Source organism: Streptomyces sp. NPDC048560, from assembly GCF_040650955.1.
Classification (GTDB): Bacteria; Actinomycetota; Actinomycetes; order Streptomycetales; family Streptomycetaceae; genus Streptomyces.
The window spans coordinates 1-19,011 of the sequence record NZ_JBEZIJ010000003.1; the positions used below are offsets into that span (position 1 = coordinate 1).

The window sequence follows — 19,011 nt, forward strand, 5'->3', positions numbered from 1 at the left end:
CACTGGGCATCCCCCAGACCGCCCGCGTCCTTGACGCGACGGTACGCCTGTGGGGCACCCAGACCAGCCAGGACACCACCGGCGCGATCTACGAACTGCGCCCGCTGACGCGGGACTTCGACGAGACCGCCACCTGGGCGAAGGCCAATGCGGCAACCGCATGGACCACCCCGGGCGGTGACGTCGGCGCGGTCGTGTCCGACACCGGGTCCAAGACCAACGACCCGGCACGCCACGACTGGAACGTCACCTCACTCGCGCAGTCCTGGGTGAGCACCCCGACGTCCCAGAAGGGCGTCGCCATCAAGATGGCCGACGAGGTCGCGAAGCAGGAACGCACCCTGTTCCTGTCCTCCGAGGGTGCCGAGCCCAAGCTCCACCCGAAGATCGTGGTCACGTACATCGACTCCACGACCGCGTCGACGTACTTCGCGCCGCAGACCCCGGCCCGGATGACGCCGAACACCACGTACACGGTCGACTTCAGCCTCACCAACACCACCACGACCACGTGGAAGGCCACCGACCAGGTCCTCACCTACAAGTGGGCCCTCCCGGACGGCACGGATGTCACCAACGGCGGAAACCAGATCCAGACCGCCCTGCCCCGTGACGTCGCACCGGGTGACTCGGTCAGCCTCCAGGCCCAGGTCAAGACCCCCATCAACTCCGACTCGGGCAACAAGCGCACCGACTACGCGCTGACCTGGGACGTCTTCGACAAGACGACCAGCACCTGGGTCTCCGGCACCGCCGGTATCGCCGGACTCAAGCAGAACGTCGCCGTGGAGGACCCCACCTCCAACCAGCTCGGCCTGGAGAAGTTCTCCTCCTACACCGGCAAGAACACCGGCGCGGGCTCCACGCTGATGAACAACCTGGCCGCCGGCAACAGCGTCTGGTCCTACAACGCGTTCACCAACCCCGGCCGCGGGCTGAACACGTTCTTCCGCATGGCCTACAACTCCCTGGACACCTCCGACACGGTCTCGGGGCACGGCTGGTCGATGCAGGCTGCCGGGCCGATCCGTCTCGGTGCGCCGCTGGACTTCCACCCCAATCCCGATCCGAGGGAGATCCGGCTGCCGGACGGCGACGGCACCACCCACGTCTTCGCCGAGCAGGCCGACGGCAGCTGGAAGGCCCCGGCCGGTGTGCACTACAAGCTGGCCGCGAAGCCCGACCTCGACTGCACGCCCGCCAAGGACCCCACTCCGGATGCCTGGACGATGACCCGTCCGGACGGCACGCGATTCCTGTTCGGCTGCGACGGCTACATGACGTCGACCGTCGACAAGAACGGCAACACGCAGACGTACACGTACGAGGAGCGCAAGTCCAACAACAAGCCCACCAAGTTCCTGAAGTACATCACCGACCCGGTGGGCCGGCAGTCGCTGACGGTGAACTACTTCACCAAGGGTGACTCGACGTACGAGTACGTCAACGACAGTGGCGTGGTCACCACGGGCAGCAACCTGAACAACTCGAAGATCTACGACCACATCAAGTCGGTCACCGACGTCTCCGGGCGTACGGTCTCCCTCCGCTACACCGACAAGGGTCTCCTCGGACGGATCACCGACGGTTCCGGTTCCGGCCAGCCCAAGGTGTTCGCGTTCACCTACGACGCCACGCAGGGCAACAAGAACGTCAAGCTGGTGCAGGCGACCGACCCGCGCGGCAACGCGACGCGAGTGGGGTACTACGCGCCCAAGGAGGGCGACGACCCCAAGTACCACTGGTGGACGCAGACGATCACCGACCGTCTGAACGGTGTCACCGGCTTCACGTACACGCCTGACGCCACGAACACGAAGTTCACCGCCACCTCGGTCAAGGACGCCGAGGCGCACGTCACCGAGTACGTGACGGACGACTTCGGCCGGGCCGTCCGGACCACCAACGCGGCCTCGCAGACCACGAAGATGGCCTGGGACGCTGACAACAACGTCACTTATCTGGAAGAGGCCAACGGCGCCAGGACCGCCTACTGCTACGACCAGAGGACCGGCTATCCCCTGTGGCAGCGTGACCCGGAGAACAACAAGGCCGGAGTGCCGACCGCGGCGGAGTGCGCTCCGGGTGTGTACCCGGCGAACGCCGCCAGGTTCGCCTACCGGCCCCGTCTGGACGGGTACGCGACGGACCTGTCGAGCAGGACGTCCCCGCTCGGCCACGCCTGGCAGTTCGTCTACGACGAGTTCGGCAACCTCAAGTCGGTCACCGACCCCAAGGGCGCCGAGACGGCGACGGTGGGTGACTACACCACGTCGTACACGTACGACGCCCACGGTCAGATGACCAGGGCGACGGACGCCAACGGCAATCCGACGACGAACAGCGACTTCGGACCGACGGGCTTCCCGGCGAAGATCACCGACGCGCTGAGCAAGTCGACGGACTTCGTGTACGACGAGCGTGGCCAGGTCACCCGGGTCACTGACGCGCTGGGCGCGGTCTCCACGCAGACGTACGACACGTACGGCCGTCCGCTGGTCAGCACCGTGCCCAAGGACCAGGACGCGGGCGTTCTGATCACGACGCCGGAGCCGGTCTACGACGCGAACGACAACGTCACGGTCTCCACCCAGCCGAACGGTGCGGCCTCCACCGCCACGTACGACCCGGCGGACCAGGTCGTCGCCGCGACGGCACCGGCCAACAACAACACCGTCCCGCGGAAGTCGACCTACACGTACGACAAGGTCGGCAACCTGAGGACGACCACCGAGCCCAAGGGCAACGTGACCGGTGCGGTGGCGGGTTCCTTCACCACCACCAACATCTACGACGTGATCAACCAGACGACCGACGTCGTGAACTCCGCGCAGGACAAGATCTCCTACACCTACGACAACGTCGGCAACGTCACCAAGGTCGTCGACCCCAAGAAGAACGCCACGACCGATCCGGACGACTTCACGTCCAAGACCGCCTACGACCTGAACCACCGGGCGACGGCGGCCACGGACGCGGCCGGCAAGACCACCTCCACGAAGTACGACCTCGACTCCCGGATCATCGAGACCACCGACCAGGAGGGTGCCACCACCAAGATCACCTACGACGCGCGGGGCAAGCGGACGCAGGTCCAGACCCCGCACGGCGGCACGGCTGCCGCGCCGACGTACCGGACATCGAAGTTCGAGTACGACCAGGTAGGCAACGCCACCAAGGTGATCACTCCGCGAGGTGTGGCCACGGCCGCCGCGGACGACTTCACCGCACGGACCGAGTACGACGCGATGAACCGTCCGGTCAAGCAGTTCCAGCCGTACGACCCCGCGGACACCCGCTACAACAAGGCGGACGTCTACACGGGTACCGCGTACGACGCCGTGGGACGGGTGGCGAAGACCTCTCTGCCTCCGTCGGCGGGCCAGACCGTACGCAACGACACCACGTACGAGTACTTCGACAACGGTCTCGCCCGGAAGTCCACGGACCCCTGGGACATCGCGACGACGTACGACTACACGGAGCTCGGGCAGCAGAAGGCCAGGACGCTCACCTCGGCCGGTGGGTCCTCCGACCGCACCATGTCGTGGGCGTACTACCCGGACGGGTCGCTGAAGGCGAAGTCGGACGCCGGTGTGCCGGTGGGCAGCTCGGTCGTCCTCGTCGACAACTCGGACGACCAGAACACCTCGGCTCTCGGCACGTGGGCGAAGGCCAGCGCGACCGGCCAGCAGGGTTACGACCACCGTACGCACGCGGCCGGTGCGGGTACGGACTCGTTCAACTGGACGCTCAACGTGCCCAAGGACGGCACGTACACGGCGTACGTGAAGTACCCGCAGGTCGCCGGTGCGGCCACGACGGCGAAGTACACCCTCACCCAGGGTGCCAACGTCCAGCCGCCGGTCGCCAAGGACCAGAACCTGGCCCCGGGAACGTGGGTCGGCCTCGGCTCGTACACCCTCAAGCAGGGCAACGACGCCAAGCTGAAGCTGGAGCAGAACAGCGGCGGTGTGGTGGTCGCGGACGCGGTCAAGCTGGTGCGTGACACCAGCGGTGACACGGACGCGGAGAAGCGGGACTTCACCTACGTCTACGACGTCAACGGCAACCTGACGTCGATCGACGACACCTCGTCCGGCGCGAAGGTCGACGCGTACACCCTCACGTACACGGGCCTCAACCAGATCCAGAAGTCCACCGAGGCGCTGGCGGGACAGGAGAAGAAGGCGACGTCGTACACCTACGACGCCAACGGGCAGCCGGAGACGGTCACCCACCCCGACCAGTTCTCCAGCTACACCTACGATCTGCGCCAGCTCGTCAAGACGGTGTCGGTCGGCACGTCCGCGACGGACACGGCCCCGAAGGTGTCCTCGTACACCTACACCGACCGCGGAGTGAAGCTCCAGGAGACCAAGGCCAACAAGAACACCGTCGACTACACCTACTTCCTCGACGGACCGGTCAAGTCGACGGTGGAGAAGAAGGCCAACGGAACCCTCGTCTCCTCGCACACCTACACCTACGACGCGAACGGCAGCAAGGCGCAGGACGTCGCGAAGAAGATGAACGCCGACAACCACGCGGCGTACCTCGAATCCACGACCGCCTACACCTACGACCCGGCCGACCGGCTCGCCACGTCGGTCAAGACCGGTAACGGTGCCGGGACGGAGACGTACGTCCACGACGACAACGCCAACGTCATCAGCCAGAACGTCAAGGGCACGCCGACGACGTTCACCTACGACCGCAACCGGCTGCTGACGTCCTCGACGTCCGGAGTCGGCGGCAGCTACACCTACGACCCGTTCGGCCGCCAGGAGTCGATCACCTCGGGCGGGGAGGTCGTCGGGCGGAGCGTCTACGACGGCTTCGACCACGTCGTCGAGTCGCAGAAGATGGACGACACGGGGGTGCTCAAGTCGACGAAGTACACCTTCGACCCGCTGGACCGCACCGCGTCGAAGACCGCCGACGGCAAGACCACCGACTTCACCTACCTCGGGATGTCCCAGGAGGTACTGGGTGAAGAGGTCGCCGGCGAGCTCACCAAGTCCTACCAGTACAGCCCGTGGGGCGAACGTCTCTCCCAGATCAAGCAGAACACGGACGGCACGACGGAGGACGGCTACTACGGCTACAACAGCCACACCGACGTCGAGACGCTGACCGGGGAGACCGGCGACACCGAGTCCACCTACGGCTACACGGCCTTCGGCGGGAACGACACCTCCGAGTTCACCGGCATCGACAAGCCCGACGCCGCCGACCCGAGCAAGGAGGAGCACAACGCCTACCGCTACAATGCCAAGCGGTGGGACGCCTCGTCGGGCACGTACGACATGGGCTTCCGCGACTACGACCCGGGCCTCAACCGCTTCACCAGCCGGGACATGTTCAACGGGGCACTCGCGGACATGGGCCTCGGCGCGGACCCGTTCACCAACAACCGCTACGCCTTCACCGGCGGCAACCCCGTCAGCCGCGTCGAGCTCGACGGGCACCAGCTGGAGGAGTGCGCCTCCGGCATGTACACATGCGAGGGCGGCACGAAGGTCACCGGCTTCGGAAACAACTACGAGAGCATCGTGCGCAACAGCGGTGGCACCGTGTCGCCGGACTACTACGAATCCAACGGGAAGCCGGTCCCGCCGGCCTCGGACTACCGGGCCTACGACACGGACGAGGCCAACTCCACGGACCAGAAGACGTGGTGGAAGGTCAACACCCTCGTCATGTCGGGTCTCGCGCACAAGGGATTCGGGAACGCGTACAACCTGCTCATGCACTACATGCAGAACTCGGGCGAGGACTACCACGTGGACCCCGCGCAGATGCTCCAGGACATCCCCGGATTCCGTGAGCACCTGGGAGAGACGCTGGAGAAGTACAAGGGAGACAGTTCCTTCGACAGCGGGTGGGTCTCGACCCGCGCCAGTGAGAAGGACAGCCTCGACTGGTATTACGCGCTGAACGGATTCCAGTACCGGGTCGAGGGGCGCGAGACCGTGAACGGGAACGGTGACGTCGTCATGGTCGCCCAGCTTTCGGTGTACAAGCGCTACAACTGGGGCAATGGCACCGAATCCGTTCCGAGGAAGGATGTGCACGCCGGGCCCGTCTCGCTGAAGCAGTACGATATGGCCCACCTCCATGTGGTCGGAATGGCCCAGGAGTACGACGTGAAGGGCACCACGGCCTTCACCATCGGAGGGTGGTAGCCATGCGGAGAGCCAAGTCCGCTGTCGGCGCGCTGCTCCTGGCGGCCCTCCTCGCGGGGGTGGCCGGGTGCGGACAGGAGACCGGCGGAAGCCGGGCCGTCACGAGTTCCGGTACGGACCCGAAGCAGTCGGTCTCCGACGGACAGGGGCGACTGACGTCGGGCGCCCCCGCTGCCAAGGTGCTGAACATGCACCGGCTCAGCGTTCCCAAGGGTGCGCAGGACGTGGCCTCGCTCATCAGTGACGGATGGTCCTCGTACAGCCTCTGCCTCACCTTCCGGTTGCCCAGGGCGGGCATGGAGACGTTCCTGGACGGCATCGGTGTTCCGCGCGGTGACATGCGTGAGGGCTTCTACGTCGAGGACGCCGAAGAGGCCGGCTGGTCGGGCAGACCGGGCCGGACCTACCTCAAGGGCTCCTCGGACGGTACGAGTGAACCGGGACCGGCTCCCACGTACACGGTCTCCGTCGACGTGACCGACGGCGGCGCGTACACGGTCTACCTTCGCTCGGTCGTCGTCGCTTCCTGAGCGGACCGAGCTGACCGAATGACCAGAATGGGCCCCCCGGTCGACCGGGGGGCCCATTCTGCTGCGCCGACTGCGCAGTCCGGTGCCTGGTGCACCGGCCCCCGCCATAGGACTGGACCATTAAACCTTTCTGTGGTTCTGGTCCGGCCAGGCGGCGACGCGTAACGTGACGCCGATGAAGATCCTCATCAGCGCCGACATGGAGGGCGCCACGGGAGTCACGTGGCCCGCCGACGTGCTGCCCGGAACCCCGCAGTGGGAACGGTGCCGCTCCATGTTCACCTCGGACGTGAACGCGGCCGCCCTCGGCTTCTACGACGGGGGAGCCGACGAGGTGCTCGTGAACGAAGCCCACTGGAGTATGCGCAACCTGCTCCTGGAGCGGCTCGACGAGCGGGTCCAGATGCTCACCGGCAAGCACAAGTCCCTCTCCATGGTCGAGGGCATCCAGCACGGCGACGTCGACGCCGTCGCGTTCGTCGGCTACCACACCGGGGCCGGTACGGAGGGTGTGCTCGCCCACACGTACCTCGCCAACTCCATCACCGGGGTCTGGCTCAACGGGGTCCGCGCGAGCGAGGGGCTGCTCAACGCCCACGTGGCCGCCGAGTACGGGGTGCCCGTCGTCCTCGTCACCGGGGACGACCTGACCTGCGTCGACGCCGACGGATACGCGCCCGCCGCCCGCAAGGTCGCGGTGAAGGACTACGTCTCGCGGTACGCGGCGGTGTGCCGCACCCCCACCCGTACCGCCGCGGACATCAGGGCCGCCGCCAATGACGCCACCGGGCTCGCGGTACGCCACACTCCCGTGACGGGCGCCACCTTCACGGTGGAGCTGGAGTTCGACGCCGAGCATCTGGCCGCGGCCGCCACCGTCGTACCCGGCGTGGCGCCCACCGGCGAGCGGCGAGTCGCCTACACGAGCGGCACGATGTACGAAGGTATTCGCACGTTCAAGGCGGTGACGACCATCGTGTCGTCCGCCGTGGAGGAACAATATGGCTGAGACGATCGGCACGCTCGGTCCCGTGGACGAGCAGGCGCTGGAGGAGTCGGTGACGTTCACCTCCGAACTGATCCGTATCGACACGACCAACCGGGGCGGCGGCGACTGCCGGGAGCGCCCGGCAGCCGAGTACGTGGCCGAACGGCTGGCCGCCGCCGGACTGGCGCCCGCCCTGCTGGAGCGCACGCCGGGACGTACCAACGTGGTCGCCAGGATCGAGGGCACCGATCCGTCCGCCGACGCCCTCCTCGTCCACGGACACCTCGACGTCGTACCCGCCGAGAGCGCAGAGTGGACGGTTCACCCCTTCTCGGGTGAGGTCCGCGACGGAGTCGTCTGGGGCCGCGGGGCCGTCGACATGAAGAACATGGACGCGATGGTCCTCTCCGTCGTACGCGCCTGGGCGCGCGCCGGAGTCCGCCCCCGCCGTGACATCGTCATCGCGTACACCGCCGACGAGGAGGCCAGCGCGGAGGACGGCTCCGGCTTCCTCGTCGACCGTCACGCCGACCTCTTCGAGGGCTGTACCGAAGGCATCAGCGAGTCCGGGGCCTTCACCTTCCACGCGGGCGAGGGCATGTCCCTCTACCCGATCGCCGCCGGTGAACGCGGCACCGGCTGGCTCAAGCTGACCGCCGAGGGCAAGGCGGGGCACGGCTCCAAGGTCAACCGGGCCAACGCCGTCACGACCCTGGCCTCCGCCGTCGCCCGCATCGGGGCGCACCCGTGGCCGGTACGGCTGACCCCGACCGTCCGGGCCGCCCTCACCGAGATCGCCGCGCTGCACGGCATCCCCGTCGACACCGAGGCCCCCGGCTTCGACGTCGACGAGCTGCTCGGCAAGCTGGGCCCCGCCGCCGCGCTCGTCGAGCCGACCGTCCGCAACAGCAGCAACCCGACGATGCTGGAAGCCGGTTACAAGGTCAACGTGATCCCCGGTCGTGCCACCGCCTTCATCGACGGCCGGATGCTGCCCGGCGGTGAGGACGAGTTCGTCGAGACCCTGGACCGGCTGACCGGGCCCGGAGTCTCCTGGGAGTTCCACCACCGCGAGGTCCCGCTCCAGGCCCCGGTCGACTCACCCACGTACGCCAGGCTCCGCGCCGCCGTGGAACGCTTCGACCCGGACGGCCACGTCGTTCCCTACTGCATGTCGGGCGGCACGGACGCCAAGCAGTTCTCGCGGCTCGGCATCACCGGATACGGCTTCTCGCCCCTGAAGCTGCCCGTCGGCTTCGACTACCAGGCCATGTTCCACGGCGTCGACGAGCGCGTCCCCGTCGACGCCCTGCACTTCGGCGTCCGCGTCCTCGACCACTACCTGCGTACCGCCTGACCCGACACGGGGGAATCACATGGTCACCACAGCGCCCTACGGAAGCTGGCCGTCGCCGATCGACGCCGCACTCGCCGCCTCGCACGACGGCCGCCCAGAGTTCGTCGGCACCGTCGGGGACGAGGTGTGGTGGACGGAGCCGCGCCCGGCCGAGGGAGGCCGCCGCGCCCTGGTGCGCCGCCGCGCGGACGGCGCCGCCGCCGCCGCGCTGCCCGCGCCATGGAACGCCCGGAGCCGCGTCATCGAGTACGGCGGCCAGCCCTGGGCCGGGGCCGAGCGCTCGGAAGGCGGCCCACTGATCGTCTTCGTCCACTTCGACGACCAGCGGCTGTACGCGTACGAGCCGGACGGCCCCGGCGATCCCTGGCCGCTCACCCCCGTCTCCGACGTCGGTGACGGCCTGCGCTGGGCCGATCCGCAGCTCCGCCCGGTCCGCACGGAGAGCGGCGCGCAGGGTGAGGTCTGGTGCGTCATGGAGGAGTTCACCGGCGAGGCGCCCACCGACGTGCGCCGGGCGATCGTCGCCGTTCCGCTGGACGGCTCTGCCGCCGAGGACCGCGGCGCCGTACGGGAACTCTCCGACTTCCGGCACCGGTTCGTCACCGGGCCGAAGATCTCGCACGACGGCCGGCGGGCCGCCTGGATCGCCTGGGACCACCCGCAGATGCCGTGGGACGGCACCGTCGTCATGGTCGCGGACATCACCGACGCTGACACGTTCACCGGCGTCCACCCGCTCGTCGGCGACACCGACGAGTCCGTCTGCCAGGTCGAATGGGACCGCGACGGCTCGCTGCTGTTCGTCTCCGACATCAGCGGCTGGTGGGAGATCCAGCGCGTCCGCCCGGACGCCCCCGCGGGCTCCGTCGTGCCGAGCCGCAGGGTCTGCGGCGGCCGGAGCGAGGAGTTCGGCGGCCCCATGTGGCGCATCGGGATGCGCTGGTTCCGGATCCTGGACAACGGACTGATCGCCGTCATCCACGGCAAGGGCACCACCCGGCTCGGGGTGCTCGATCCGGAGACCGGCGAACTCGCCGACGTGGCCGGACCCTGGACCGCCTGGGCCGAGACACTCGCCGTGCAGGACACCAGGGTCATCGGCATCGCCGCGAGCCCGCACACCGCCGCCCAGGTGGTCGAACTGGACACCGCCGACGGCCACACCCGGATCATCGGCGCTCACCACAGCGACGCCGTCGACCCCGCGTACTACTCCCAGCCGCAGGAGCGCACCTTCACCGGCCCGGACGGCCGCGAGATCCACGCCCACATCCACCCGCCGCGCCACCCCGACCACACCGGCCCCGAGGGCGAGAAGCCCCCCTTCGTGATCTGGGTGCACGGCGGCCCCACCGGGCACACCCCGCTCGTACTCGACCTGGAGATCGCCTACTTCACCTCCCGCGGCATCGGAGTCGCCGAGGTCAACTACGGCGGCTCCACCGGCTACGGCCGCGCCTACCGCGAGCGGCTCCGCGAGCAGTGGGGCGTCGTGGACGTCGAGGACTGCGCCGCCGTCGCCGAGGCACTGGCCGCCGAGGGCGCCGCCGACCGCGACCGGCTGGCCGTACGCGGCGGCAGCGCCGGCGGCTGGACCACGGCCGCCTCCCTCACCGGCACCGACGTCTACGCCTGCGGGACGATCATGTATCCCATCCTCGACCTGGCCGGCTGGGCCACCGACGAGACCCACGACTTCGAGTCGCAGTACCTGGAGTCGCTCGTCGGCCCGTTCGCCGAAGTGCCGGAGCGCTACGACGAACGGTCGCCGATGCACCGCACCGACCGGCTCACCGCCCCGTTCCTGCTGCTCCAGGGCCTCGACGACGTGATCTGCCCGCCCGTGCAGTGCGAACGGTTCCTGGCCGCGCTCGCGGGCCGGGCCGTTCCGCACGCGTACCTCGCCTTCGAGGGGGAGAGCCACGGGTTCCGGCGCGCGGAGACCCTCGTCCGGGCGCTGGAGGCCGAACTCTCCCTCTACGCGCAGACGTTCGGCATCGACCGCCCCGACGTACCGCGGCTGGAGCTGACCAAGTGACGCTCAGGTCCCTCACCAGGCCCGCCCGGCTGCGACCGGGGGCCAGAGTCGCCGTCGTGGCCCCCAGCGGTCCCGTACCCGCCGAACGGCTCGACGCCGGGCTCGACCTGCTCCGCGGCTGGGACCTGGACCCCGTGGTGGCACCCCACGTCCTCGACGCCCACCCCGGTCTGGACTACCTGGCCGGATCGGACGAGGACCGGGCCCAGGACCTCCAGGACGCCTGGTGCGACCCGGCCGTGGACGCCGTTCTGTGCGCCCGCGGCGGTTACGGGGCCCACCGCATGGTCGACCTCCTGGACTGGACCGCCATGCGGGCGGCCGGCCCCAAGGTGTTCGTCGGCTACAGCGACATCACCGCGCTCCACGAGGCGTTCGCCGTACGGACAGGCATCTCCACCCTGCACGGACCGATGGTCGCGACCGAGGTCTTCCTCAAGGACGCCCCGACCCAGGAGTCCTTGCGCGCCACCCTCTTCGAACCCGATTCGGTCCGCACGCTCGGCCTGGAGTCCGCGTCCGCGCTGGTCCCGGGCCGCTCCCGCGGCATCACGTACGGCGGCTGCGTCAGCCTGCTCGCAGCGGACATCGGCGCCGCGCACGCCCGGCGGTCGGCCCGGGGCGGGCTGCTGGTGATGGAGGACGTGGGTGAGGACCCGTACCGGATCGACCGCATCCTCACCCAACTGCTGCGTACCGGCGCCCTCGACGGGATCTCCGGGGTGGCGTGCGGGTCGTGGGAGAACTGCGGACCGTACGAGCAGGTGCGGGCCGTGCTCGCCGACCGGCTCGGCGGCCTGGGTATCCCGGTGGTCGAGGAGCTGGGCTTCGGGCACAGTCCGACGGCGCTGACGATTCCGCTCGGACTCCCCGCCGTGCTGGACGCGCCGGCGGACGGCGGCCGGTGCACGCTCACCGTCGAGGTGCCGGCACTGGCCTGAGGGTGCTTTCCTCCCGCGAGGCCGCTGTTCCTCCCGGAGCCCCGAATTCCGTCGACGCGTGCAGAGGTTGAGCAAGATTCAGGAAACGCCGCCCTGAGCGTTGACACGGTTGTGACGCCTGCCACAGCATGAGCGAGCCCCGGTACTTACCGGTCGGTAAGGGTCCTCGGTGTGGAGGTCTTCGTGTCCGGTGCCGTCTCCAGGTTCCGCAAACCACTTGTCCTCGTGGCGGGTGCGGCGCTGGCCGCACCTCTCGCCCTCGCCGGTCCCGCCCAGGCGGAGGCGGCTCAATACACCGTCACCCCGCTGAAGTTCACCCTCCGGGCCGGCGAGCGCTCGTGCACCGTGGACGCCGACCTGTACCGCCCCGCGGGCGTCGACGCCACGAACCCCGCGCCGGCGGTCCTCGCCACCAACGGTTTCGGCGGCAGCAAGTCCGACGGTTCGACCGACGCCATCGGCAAGGCGTTCGCCGCACGCGGCTACGTCGGCCTCGTCTACTCCGGACTCGGCTTCGGTAAGTCGGGCTGCCTCATCACCCTCGACGCCCCTGCGGTGGACGGCGAGGCGGCCTCCGGGCTCCTCGACTTCCTGGCCGGCTCCCGCGCCGCCGACGACGGCACCAAGGCCGACTACGTCACCCAGGACGGGGCGGGAGATCCACGCGTCGGCATGATCGGCGGCTCCTACGGCGGGGCGGTCCAGCTGGCCACCGCGGCCGTCGACCACCGCGTCGACGCACTCGTCCCCCTCATCACGTGGAACGACCTCGGATACGCCCTCGCCCCCAACAGCACCGGTGCGCGTCACGGCGTCTCCTCCGACACCCCCGGCGTCTTCAAGTGGCAGTGGACCAACGGCTTCTACCTCATGGGGGAGGGCCAGCCGCTGCTCAACGCGAGCCTCGACCCGTCCAGGTTCGGCAGCCTCACCTGCCTCCACTTCGCGCCGCAGGCCTGCGAGACCATCCGGCTGCTGAACTCCGGGCGCTACCCCGAAGGCGAGGCGGCGGCGATGCTCGCCTACGCACGCAGCGTCTCGCCCGCTTCCTACCTCAGCCGCGTCAAGGCGCCGACCCTCCTCGTACAGGGCCAGTCCGACAGCCTGTTCAACCTGAACGAGGCGACCGCCACGTACAAGACCCTCAAGGCGCAGGGCACCACGACGAAGATGATCTGGCAGTCCTGGGGCCACAGCGGCGGCCAGGCCCCCGGCGAGCTGAACCTCTCCGAGGGGAATCTGGAAACCAGTTACGTCGGCCGGCGCGTGCTCGGCTGGTTCGACCGCTACCTCCGGAAGAAGGAGCGCACCTACACCGGACCGGCGTTCGCCTACTACCGCGACTGGCGCAGCGGCTACGGCACCGCGGGCGCGCTGCCCGCCCTCTCGCGGACGATGTACCTCTCCGGCGACGGCAAGCTGGTCGACAACCGGTCCAAGGTCGTCCGGGCCAGCCGTCAGTACAGCAACTGGCTGGTGCCGACCAGCCACTCCGAGAGTTCCCTCGCCGGACTGATCGGACTGCCGGACCGTGCTCCGTACGACACCAAGGGCACCTACCTCGCCTGGACCGGCGCGCCGCTGACAGCACCCCTCGATGTCGTCGGCGCCCCGAAGGCCACTCTGAAGGTCGTGTCGCCGAGGACGGAGCGTGTCCAGAACAGCGGGGACGCCTCGGACAAGCTCGTCCTGTTCGCGAAGGTCTACGACGTGGCACCGGACGGCACCCAGAAACTGGTGAACCGCCTGGTCTCCCCGGTCCGTGTCCCCGACGTCACCCGGCCCTTCACGGTGGAGCTGCCCGGCATCGTGCACCGGTACGGGACGGGCCACCGGCTCCGGTTCGTGATCGCGGCGAGCGACACCGCGTACTTCGGGAACCGCGGCATCAAGCCGGTGACCGTCATCAGCGCGCCCGGCGACACAGGGGTGCTGGACCTTCCGGTGGTTCCGGCCGGCTGACCGGCCGCCCACCCGCCACGGGGCCCTTCGCACCGTCACCCGAATGGCGGTGCGACGCTGCCCTTCGGGCCGAGGGGGGAGACACTGGTGAGGGGGCGACTGCGGGGTGGCGCAGACGAGGCTCCAGCGAAAGGCCGGACCATGAGCCCCAAGGACGTGTCGAGCGACGGAACGAGCGCCAAGGGTCGGTTCACGCCCACCCGGATCGCCGTCCTCGCCGTAGCTGTGCTGGCGGTCGTCTTCATCTGCGTGAACACCGAGGACGTCACCATCCGCCTGTGGATTCCAGAGGTCACGATGCCGCTGTGGCTCGCTCTGCTGGGAGTCTTCCTGGCCGGGGCGATCTGCGGAGGCTATGTGTTCCGCCGCCGCACCAAGTGACGGCGGCCTGCGTCGGCCGTGTTCCCGCGACCATGCGCCAGGCATCCCGCAAAGTTATGCTCGGGGCAGCACAGGACCAGCAGCCACGGTGAGACCGGCCCCTGTGAGGCGTAGGCATGGCAGCACGTGAGCGACCGGACATCGGTACGGAGAAGCGGCTGGCCCTCAATCGCATGGGCACGTTCGAGTGGGACCTGGAGCGGTCCACGGTCGCGTTCGACGAGGGCGGCATGGCCGTCTTCGATCTGCGCCCCGACGAGTTCGACGGCAACGCGGGCTCGCTGGTCAGGCGCGTCCCCCCGGAGGAGTGCGCCCGCCTCGAAACGGCGTTGCGCAAAGCCGTCGACGGCGGGCATCCGTCCTACGGCTGCTACTTCCAGATCCGGCGCCGCGACGGCCTGCGGCAGTGGACCCATGTGCGCGGACACGTCGACCGGGACGAGGACGGCGTGCCCTTTCGCGTGCTCGGCATCGTACGGAACGCCACGACGGACCTCGCCGAGTTCAGCCTGGTCAGCCCGCTCGAAGCCGGCCGGCAGCGCATGACCGCCATGGTCCAGGGCACCACGGAGGCCCTCGCACGGGCGGTGACCGTCGACGACGTCACCGCCGTACTCACCGGCGCCGGTGGGATGGAACGCTTCGGTGCCGACGGGCTGGTGCTGGGGCTGGTCCAGGGGGGCGACCTGGAGTTCGTGGGCCTCGCGGGCGAACCGGTGTCGGGCCTCACGGGGGTGAAGCTTGACCAGGTCGACCACTCCCTGCCGCTCGCCGAGGCCGTCCTCACCCAGCAGCCGCGCTTCGTGGCCTCGCTGCCCTCCCTGGCCGACCGCTTCCCCCGGCTGGGCCCCTACATCCGGCGGCGCCGCCTCGACGCGGCCGCCTTCCTGCCCCTGGTCGCCCAGGCCCGCTCGATCGGCGTGCTGGGACTGTTCTACCGGGGCCGCACCGAGTTCTCGGCCGAGGACCGCAATCTGTGCATCGGCATCGCGGGCATCGTCGGACAGTCCCTGCAGCGGGCCATCCTCTTCGACGAGGAGCGCACCTTCGCGACGGACCTCCAGTCCGCGATGCTGCCGCGTCACATTCCCGACGTCGAGGGCGCCGAGATCGCGGTGCGCTACCGGACGGCGTGGAGCGGCCGTGACGTCGGTGGTGACTGGTACGACGTGATCCTGCTGCCGAGAGGGCGCATCGGCCTCGTCGTCGGCGACGTCCAGGGGCACGACACCCACGCCGCGGCCATCATGGGCCAGCTCCGCATCGCCCTGCGCGCCTACGCGGCCGAGGGGCACACCCCGTCCACCGTGCTGGCCCGTGCCTCACGCTTCCTCGCGGAGCTCGACACCGAACGCTTCGCCACCTGCACGTACGCCCAGGTCGACCTCGCCTCGGGGGCGGTGAAGGCGGTGCGTGCCGGGCACCTGGGGCCGATGATCCGACACACCGACGGCCGGATCGGCTGGCCCAGGCTGCGCGGCGGGCTGCCCCTGGGCCTGGCCTCGGTCTTCGGGGACGACGAGTACCCCGAGACACGCCTCGACCTGGTGCCTGGCGAAACCCTCGTCCTGTGCACCGACGGACTCGTCGAGGAGCCCGGCCGCGACATCGAGGTCGGGCTCGACGCGCTGGCCGAGGCCGTGCGCACCGGCCCCGCCGAGGCGGAGGCGCTCGCCGATCAGGTGACGGAGGGGCTGTGGGGGCGCGCGAAGTCGGGCGACGACATCGCCCTCCTGGTCCTGCGCAGGAACCCGGACGTGGGGACGGCGCAGGCGCCGCGCATCCATCAGTACATCCACCAGGCGGATCCGGAGGGCCTGGCGGAGGCCCGTGCCGTCCTGCGCCACAGCCTCGCGCACTGGGGCCTTGGAGCACTCGCCGACGACGTCGAGGTGGCGGCGGGCGAACTGCTGGGGAATGTGCTCCTGCACACCGAGGGCGGTGCGGTCGTCACGCTGGAGGTCCTGCTGGAGCCGGACCGCCGCGTCCGCCTCTGGGTCAACGACCGTTCCAGCGTCCGGCCGCGCCGGCGCACCCCGGGCGAGGCCGCGACCTCCGGGCGCGGGCTGATGATGGTCGAGGCGGTCGCCGACCGCTGGGGCGTGGAGCCCAGGGGCGAGGGCAAGGCCGTGTGGTGCGAGTTCGTGCCGCCCGCCGACGGGGCGTGACGGTGCGAGTCGCGGAGTGACGGTGCGAACCGGCAGGGGACGGCTTACACGGCCGGGGCGGTGATCCGGTACTCCTCACCCGCGCGCGTGGGCAGGACCAGCACGCCGTCCCGCACGGCGTGGTCGTCGGACCCGCCCCCGGACCGCTCGACGTGGAAGGCCACGGCGAAGAGCGGGCTGCGGAGCTTCGCCGTGACGCCGCTGCCGGACGCGATCCGGATCTCCGTCGGCGCGCCCCGCCGCCAGGACGCGCCCACGGTGAAGTCGCCCCGGGCGCGCAGGCCCTCGTACGAACCGGCCTCTGCCCAGCGCGCGGGAAGTGCGGGCAGGACGTCCACGACGCCGGTACGGCTGTGGCTCTGCAGCAGCATCTCCGCGATTCCGGCCGTGGCACCGAAGTTGCCGTCGATCTGGAACGGCGGATGGGTGTCCCAGAGGTTCGGCAGGGTGCTGGACGTCAGCTGTTCGGTGAGCATCTTCGCGGCGTGGTCGCCGTCCCCCAGCCGGGCCCAGAAATTGATCTTCCATGCCTTGGACCAGCCGGTTCCGCCGTCGCCGCGCGACGTGAGCGAGACCCTGGCCGCCTCGGCGAAGGCAGTACCGCGCTCGATCTGCCGGCCGGGGTGCAGGGCGAAGAGGTGCGAGGCGTGCCGGTGGGTGTCGGCCGGGTCGTCGAGGTCGGCCTTCCACTCCTGGAGCTGCCCCCAGGAACCGATCCGCAGGCCCGGGTCCAACGAGTGGAGGGCCGCTGACAGCTCGGATCTGAACCCGGCCTCGTCATCGACGAGTTCGGCGGCTTCGAGCGTGTTCGTCAGCAGGTCGAACACGATCTGCTGGGAGATCGAGGCGCCCGCCGTGAACGCTCCCTGCTCGGGAGAGTAACTGGGGGAGACCACCAGGGCGGAGTCGCGCGGATCCATGTGCAGGTTCGCCAGCCAGAAGCGCGCCGCCTCCTTCATCGCGGGGTAGGCGTGTGTCCGCAGGAAGTCCGCGTCCTGGTGGAACAGGTAGTGCTCGTACAGCTGTTGGACCAGCCAGCCGTTGGCCTCGGGCATCCAGAAGGACGTGGGCCAGTCGTGCACACCGGTGAAGCCGAAGGAGTTGGTGTTCTGGTGGACCACCCAGCCCTCCGTGCCGAACATCTCGGCGGCGGTCCTGCGCCCCGGTTCGCGCAGCTGCTCGATGAAGCGCTGGTACGGCTGCGCGGTCTCCGCCAGATGGGTCGGCTCGGCCGGCCAGTAGTTCATCTGGATGTTGATGTTGGTGTGGTAGTCCCCGCACCAGGCAGGGGTGTTGGAGTCGTTCCACACGCCCTGGAGATTCGCGGGCAGCGAGCCCGGCCGTGAGGAGGCGATCAGCAGGTACCTCCCGTAGGCGAAGTAGAGGGACTCCAGTGCGCGGTCGGCGGGGGAGTCGCCGCCGGTGTACGAGCCGAGCAGCCGGTCCGTGGGCAGGTCCGGCATCCGCCCGCCGATATCCAGCCGCACCCGGTCGAACAACGCGCGGTGGTCGGCGATATGGGCGGACCGCAGCTCCTCGTACGGCCGTGCGGCCGCCCGGTCCACGAGGCCGGTCACGCGCGTGTGCGGGTCGGCGCCCCGGTACTCCGGGTAGCCGTCGGCGTAGTCGGTCCCGGCGGCGAGGACGAAGGTCGCGCTGTCCGCACCCGTCACCGTGATCCGGCCGTTGCCGTCGGTCCTGGTCCCGCCGTGATGGAGGACCCGCACCTGGCCCTCGTGGACGAGACCGTTGTCGGCGAGGACGCCCCGTATCAGCAGCCGCCCGTCCTCGGCGGTCACGACCGCCCCCTCCTGGGCGGCGGCGAAGCTCAGCGTGAAGGAGATCCGGCCGGGCCGGTCGGCGGTGAGGCGGCCGACGACGACCTGGGCGGGGTGGCTGGCGAAGTACTCACGCCGGAACCGGACTTCACCGCCACCGCCGGACCCGGTCCCGTCCTCGTTCTCGTCCACGTACGTGACGGTGGCCAGGGCCCGCCCTACGTCGAGACAGCGCCGGTAGCCGGCCGGGGAGGTGGGCGCGTCCGGCACATCGAGGACGAGTTCGCCGAAGTTCTGGTAATTGCCGAAGCCGGGGATGCCGTCCGTGTTCGCATACGCGGCGTTGCCGAGCCGCCGTGCCACGTCCTCGGGGTCCATGGCCCCGTCACCGTCGATGATCCGCCGCACCTCGGCGATCGCGTCCGGCCGGGGTCCGGGCCAGTTCCCGTGGGCGTACCCCTCCTTGCTGCCGGGCCCGCCGGTCCACAGCGACTTCTCGTTGAGCTGGATCCGCTCGCGGGCGACACCGCCGAAGACCATGGCCCCCAGGGCGCCGTTGCCGATGGGCAGCGCTTCCCGCTCCCAGTCCGTGGCGGGAATGTCGTAGCGGAGCGTCCGCCCGGCGACGGAGTGGGTGCGTGACATGAACGGTCCCTCGTCTTTGCTTGTCGTGGACCTCA

10 protein-coding genes are annotated in these 19,011 nt (G+C 69.7%); 9 read left to right on the plus strand and 1 reads right to left on the minus strand.

What is annotated here, in order from left to right; genetic code table 11:
• The 9 genes from AB0C82_RS10050 to AB0C82_RS10090 all read left to right on the plus strand — a co-directional run.
• Nucleotides 1-6,188 (plus strand): DNRLRE domain-containing protein (locus AB0C82_RS10050; protein WP_362838450.1); only part of this gene is annotated, 6,188 nt, incomplete at its 5' end.
• Nucleotides 6,189-6,190: 2 nt separating this feature from the next.
• Nucleotides 6,191-6,718: a hypothetical protein gene (locus tag AB0C82_RS10055; protein ID WP_362838453.1), complete on the plus strand. Its 528-nt coding sequence runs from the start codon at nucleotides 6,191-6,193 to the stop codon at nucleotides 6,716-6,718.
• 175 nt (nucleotides 6,719-6,893) lie between these two features.
• Entirely contained in the window at nucleotides 6,894-7,727 is an 834-nt protein-coding gene (locus AB0C82_RS10060; RefSeq protein WP_362838456.1) for a M55 family metallopeptidase, read from the plus strand.
• A complete protein-coding gene (locus AB0C82_RS10065) occupies nucleotides 7,720-9,063 on the plus strand; it encodes a M20/M25/M40 family metallo-hydrolase (RefSeq protein WP_362838459.1) in 1,344 nt (447 codons plus the stop codon). The genes AB0C82_RS10060 and AB0C82_RS10065 overlap by 8 nt, the downstream gene beginning before the upstream one ends.
• A gap of 19 nt (nucleotides 9,064-9,082) precedes the next feature.
• On the plus strand, nucleotides 9,083-11,101 hold the full coding sequence (locus AB0C82_RS10070; RefSeq protein WP_362838462.1) for a prolyl oligopeptidase family serine peptidase: 2,019 nt from the start codon (nucleotides 9,083-9,085) through the stop codon (nucleotides 11,099-11,101).
• Complete coding sequence (locus AB0C82_RS10075) at nucleotides 11,098-12,042, plus strand: LD-carboxypeptidase (RefSeq protein WP_362838464.1); 945 nt, start codon at nucleotides 11,098-11,100, stop codon at nucleotides 12,040-12,042. Before AB0C82_RS10070 ends, AB0C82_RS10075 begins: the two co-directional genes overlap by 4 nt.
• 171 nt (nucleotides 12,043-12,213) lie before the next feature.
• Nucleotides 12,214-14,004, plus strand: coding sequence for a CocE/NonD family hydrolase (locus tag AB0C82_RS10080; protein WP_362838466.1), 1,791 nt, complete (start codon nucleotides 12,214-12,216; stop codon nucleotides 14,002-14,004).
• A 141-nt stretch (nucleotides 14,005-14,145) separates the two neighbouring features.
• Nucleotides 14,146-14,385: a LapA family protein gene (locus AB0C82_RS10085; RefSeq protein ID WP_362838469.1), complete on the plus strand. Its 240-nt coding sequence runs from the start codon at nucleotides 14,146-14,148 to the stop codon at nucleotides 14,383-14,385.
• A 116-nt stretch (nucleotides 14,386-14,501) separates the two neighbouring features.
• Nucleotides 14,502-16,553: a SpoIIE family protein phosphatase gene (locus AB0C82_RS10090; protein ID WP_362838471.1), complete on the plus strand. Its 2,052-nt coding sequence runs from the start codon at nucleotides 14,502-14,504 to the stop codon at nucleotides 16,551-16,553.
• Nucleotides 16,554-16,597: 44 nt separating this feature from the next.
• On the opposite strand, the gene AB0C82_RS10095 is transcribed toward AB0C82_RS10090, so the two are convergent.
• A complete protein-coding gene (locus AB0C82_RS10095; protein WP_362838473.1) occupies nucleotides 16,598-18,976 on the minus strand; it encodes a glycoside hydrolase family 95 protein in 2,379 nt (792 codons plus the stop codon).
• Between the last annotated feature and the right edge of the window lie 35 nt (nucleotides 18,977-19,011).

Excerpts from the sequence above, each read along its gene's own strand:
- AB0C82_RS10055 (WP_362838453.1), top strand. The coding sequence starts at position 6,191 with ATGCGGAGAGCCAAGTCCGCTGTCGGCGCGCTGCTCCTGGCGGCCCTC.
- AB0C82_RS10060 (WP_362838456.1), top strand. The coding sequence starts at position 6,894 with ATGAAGATCCTCATCAGCGCCGACATGGAGGGCGCCACGGGAGTCACG.
- AB0C82_RS10065 (WP_362838459.1), top strand. The coding sequence starts at position 7,720 with ATGGCTGAGACGATCGGCACGCTCGGTCCCGTGGACGAGCAGGCGCTG.
- AB0C82_RS10070 (WP_362838462.1), top strand. The coding sequence starts at position 9,083 with ATGGTCACCACAGCGCCCTACGGAAGCTGGCCGTCGCCGATCGACGCC.
- AB0C82_RS10085 (WP_362838469.1), top strand. The coding sequence starts at position 14,146 with ATGAGCCCCAAGGACGTGTCGAGCGACGGAACGAGCGCCAAGGGTCGG.
- AB0C82_RS10090 (WP_362838471.1), top strand. The coding sequence starts at position 14,502 with ATGGCAGCACGTGAGCGACCGGACATCGGTACGGAGAAGCGGCTGGCC.
- AB0C82_RS10095 (WP_362838473.1), bottom strand. The coding sequence starts at position 18,976 with ATGTCACGCACCCACTCCGTCGCCGGGCGGACGCTCCGCTACGACATT.